General features: G+C 58.4%; 4 protein-coding genes. All 4 read right to left on the bottom strand.

Features of this window, described 5'->3' with window-relative positions:
- Positions 1-1,940, bottom strand: a 1,940-nt coding sequence (locus ORS3428_RS05720) for an FAD-dependent oxidoreductase (RefSeq protein ID WP_131802847.1), incomplete at its 3' end; no start/stop codon positions are given.
- Positions 1,937-2,212, bottom strand: a complete 276-nt coding sequence (locus ORS3428_RS31195; RefSeq protein WP_083355009.1) for a sarcosine oxidase subunit delta — start codon at positions 2,210-2,212, stop codon at positions 1,937-1,939. The genes ORS3428_RS05720 and ORS3428_RS31195, both read right to left, overlap by 4 nt.
- A gap of 8 nt (positions 2,213-2,220) precedes the next feature.
- Positions 2,221-3,498, bottom strand: a complete 1,278-nt coding sequence (locus tag ORS3428_RS05715; protein WP_443136839.1) for a sarcosine oxidase subunit beta family protein — start codon at positions 3,496-3,498, stop codon at positions 2,221-2,223.
- Positions 3,482-4,144, bottom strand: a 663-nt coding sequence (locus ORS3428_RS31190; RefSeq protein ID WP_131802846.1) for an NAD(P)/FAD-dependent oxidoreductase, incomplete at its 5' end; no start/stop codon positions are given. The genes ORS3428_RS31190 and ORS3428_RS05715, both read right to left, overlap by 17 nt.

Here is a 4,144-nt window from a genome sequence, read left to right as displayed (position 1 = left end):
CCAAGCGTCGACACATCGCAGATACCGACTTTCCGCCGTACAGCATGTGCCTCGCGGAAGATCGGATCCCATCCAGTCTCCCCGGCTTTGGGGTAGTAGAATGGTCGCAGCCAAGCACCCGTCGGCTGCATCACCGCTCCATTGTTGATGTGCCAGTCATGCAGAGCGGTGCGACGGATCGGCTGGTATCGATGGCCTGTTTTRCCACCGGCCAGYGCCCCGATAGCGACTGGTTTGGTGTAAGGCCTAAATTTCGGCAGCCCAATTGTTTCCGGCGCTTCCTCGCGAGCCTCCGCAAGGATCGCAGCGCCCACAATGCCCCCAAGCCTGCCCTGATCYGTGGCCATGTGATGGGTTGTGTAACGCTTAGCGTGCTCAATGTGGCTGAAGCCTTCGCGATGGGCAAGACGAATATCGGCCGCAGTGACGTCGTGTTGCAGGTCAACGAAGCTTTTGCCCGGGCTTTTCACCTCCCACAATGGCTCCAGTGGGACGCCGGGCTCCAGCAGCGCCGGTAGCTGGAAATCGATGACGCGCGCATCATACGTCGCAGCGCGGGCCGCAGCACGGCCGGCGGCCAATCCATCGCGCGCTGCCTCCCCAATACCTACCAGTCCCCTGGCCGCGCCGGCCGAACGCTCAGCCTGGACCGGCGCGCCGGGCACAAAACTGGAAAGTGTGGGATCCCAATTTAGGCTAGCACCTGACTGACTGGCCAGGTGTACATCCGGATTCCAGCCTCCAGAAATGCAGAGAAGATCGGCTGCAAGGGTTTCGCTGCCGCCCGTCCGCCTCCGAAGTGTTACCTTGCCGTTGCGAAAACCAGTTACCTCAAGCCCGGACCGGACGTCGACGCCATGCATTCGAAGCTTTGTGGCGAGGCGATTGCCCTGCCTGAAATCGACTAGCACAACGCGCTCAAGGCCAGCCTCCGATAAGGCTAAGGCGGTCTCGTAGGCAGAATCATTATTAGTAAAAACGACGGCCTTCCTGCCGGGGGCAATACCGAAGCGGCGGACATAGCTCAACGCTGCACCCRCCATCATCACGCCAGGTCGATCATTGCCAGGAAACGCAATCAACCTTTCAGTTGCGCCTGTTGCCAAGACGACCTGCGCAGCCCGGAAGGTACGGTATCGCTGGCGAACGTCATTCTGGTCCGGCTCCGCGCAGTGATCACCCACATGCTCCACGCCGCCTAAAAGATTATGATCATAGTAGCCAAAGACGTTCGTGCGCGTCAGAATCTGCACCTGCGGCAACATCTGGAGAGCCGCGATCATTTCCTTTCGCCAGGCTTCCTGAGCCGGATCGAGCAATAGCCCGCCTCCGACTAGAAAATCTCGTTCGCATATGATGACACGCGCACCTGCCTCTCCGGCTGCCCTGGCTGCTGAGAGCCCCGCCGGCCCGGAGCCGACTACGAGCACATCACAATGCGCGTGGACCGCTTCGTAGCGATCCGGATCGGGCTGCGTGGTGGCACGACCGAGTCCCGCGGCTCGCCTTATGAGCGGCTCGTAGACCTTCTCCCAGAACGAAGCCGGCCACATAAAGGTCTTGTAGTAGAACCCGGCAGAAATCAGGCTCGAGGCGATACCGTTGATTGCCATCAAATCAAATTTGACCGAGGGCCAGCAATTCTGGCTGCGCGCAACCAGCCCCTCATAGAGCTCAATGTCGGTCATTTTGGTGTTGGGCTCAGCGCGACTACCTTCTCGCAGTTCAGCAAGGGCACTCGGCTCTTCCGGTCCCACCGTCATAATTCCGCGCGGCCGATGATACTTGAAGCTACGACCGACCACTCGGACACCATTGGCAAGAAGGGCGGAAGCGAGTGTGTCGCCGGGATGACCGAAATAACGCCGGCCATCAAATCCGAAAACCAGCTGTTTATTGCGGTCGATATGGCCGCCTCCTGACAAACGATACGCACTCATGAAACCACCCGTGGCACGTCTTCGGTTGGACCAACAGTTGTCCGGATTTCATGCGTGAGGGTGTTTCTTTCGACCTTCAGCCATTGCCGGCATGAAGCGTAGTGGTGCCACCACTCCAGGTGCCATCCACGAGGGTTGGTCCGCGCATAGACAAATTCGTAAAACGCCTCCAGCCCGGCATCGGGCGCCGGGCGCTTTACCGTGGCGTCGCCGCGATAGTGGAATTCGTCCTCGGGCCGCTCGCCGCAATATGGACATGATATCAAGTGCATTTTTAGCCCTACTGAGCCCAAGGGTTTGGACCATTTCCGCCCTCGTCGATCATTCGGCCTTCGACGAAACGATCGATGGTGAGGTCGGCGTTGAGTTGATGCGGCTCATCCTTCGCAATGGTATAGGCGAAGCACCAGCCAGAGCCGGGCGTGGCTTTGAAACCGCCGTAGGACCAACCGCCGTTTAAATAAAGTCCTTCGATCGGCGTTCGGCAGATGAACGGGGAGCCGTCCATCGTCATGTCAACCATTCCACTCCATTGCCTCAACACACGCAGCCGGGACAAAGCCGGAATCATAGAAACCCCAGCGCTCATTACATGTTCAGCGGCTGGCAAATTTCCACGTTGCGAGTACGAGTTGTAGCCGTCGAGGTCGCCTCCGAAAACAAGGCCGCCCTTATCAGATTGGCTGATGTAGAAGTGACCCGCACCGAAGTTAACAACACAGTCTATCATCGGCTTAATCGCCTCCGACACAAACGCTTGGAGCAGGTGGGTTTCTACGGGAAGGCGCATATCTACCATCGCTGCGAGGCGCGAGGTATTACCGGCCACTGCAATGCCGACTTTACCGGCACCAACAAAACCGCGACTCGTTTCGACCCCCACAACACGGTCGCCCTCCCGCCGAAGGCCGGTCACCTCGCAGTGCTCGACAATGTCCACGCCGCGTCGGTCCGCTGCGCGGGCAAAGCCCCACACGACAGCATCATGACGTGCCGTGCCTCCTCGCGGCTGAAGCAACCCGCCAAGGACCGGGAACATGGGATTATCCATATCTACAAAAGGCAATGCTGATTGAACTTGCTCCCGGTCCAGCAATACCGCGTCAACACCTTGAATTCGCATCGAGTTGCCGCGTCGCACAGCTACGTCGCGCTGCCAATCCGAATGGTACAGGCTTAAGGTGCCGCGCTGGCTCATCATCACATTGTAGTTCAGTTCCTGCTCCAAGCCTTCCCACAGCTTCAGCGAGTGCTCGTAAAATCGTGTATTGCTTGGCAGCAGGTAGGTTGATCGCACAATAGTGGTGTTGCGCCCGGCGTTGCCCAGCCCGATTGGRCCTTTCTCTATCACCGCGACATTCGTAATGCCGTGTACGCTGGCCAAGTAATACGCCGTGGCCAGGCCGTGACCACCGCCCCCAACAATTACGACATCGTATTGGCCTTTCGGCTCTGCTTTGCGCCAGGCCGGTTTCCAACCCCGATTGCCACTCACCGCTTCTTTGAGAAGGCGCCAGCCTGAATAACGGTCTTGGAGTTTCTTACAGCGCACGTCCAACAGCCCCCAACGTTTGCGGAGGTACCCATCCCCATTCTTCGCGCCAGCCTGGTGAAAGATTGTCAAAGCGCGACAGCTGGAAGTCAGACAGATTGGCGAATTGACATTTTCCCTCCAACAGCATCTCGCAAATCGCGTGCCCACTCGCTGGAGAAAGACCGAAGCCCACACTTGACATCGTCGCTACCACCACGTTGCTGGCGCCAGGCAGGTGATCAATTACTGGGCGACCGTCCGGCGTGTTCTCGATAATGCCGCCCCAACTTCGAATGACGCGAATGTGCTGAGCCTTAGGGAACATCTCCACCAACCTCTTAGCAATACTACGTGAAAGTGGACTTGACGGGCGCTCAGCGTCGATACTGCCCTCAGGGAGCCATTCATGTGGTCCGCCACCGTAAACCAAATTGCCACGGAGCGTCTGGCGGCCAAAAAGCCCATTGCCATCCACGCCTCCGATCGGCATCAGCGGGACGGGCTCGGTCACTATCATTTCGGCTCGCGCCGAGGTTACCGGAACTTCTCTGCCGAGAAGCCGCGATAGTGAACCGGTCTGCGGCCCAGCGGCGATTAGGAGTTGGTCACAGGCAAAATTGCCGTTCGTGGTCTTTACAGTGGTAACCTTGTCGGCAACGCGTTCGAAGCC

The organism is Mesorhizobium sp. ORS 3428 (assembly GCF_001854785.1).
GTDB lineage: Bacteria > Pseudomonadota > Alphaproteobacteria > Rhizobiales > Rhizobiaceae > Mesorhizobium.
This window is presented reverse-complemented; position numbering and strand designations above follow the sequence as displayed.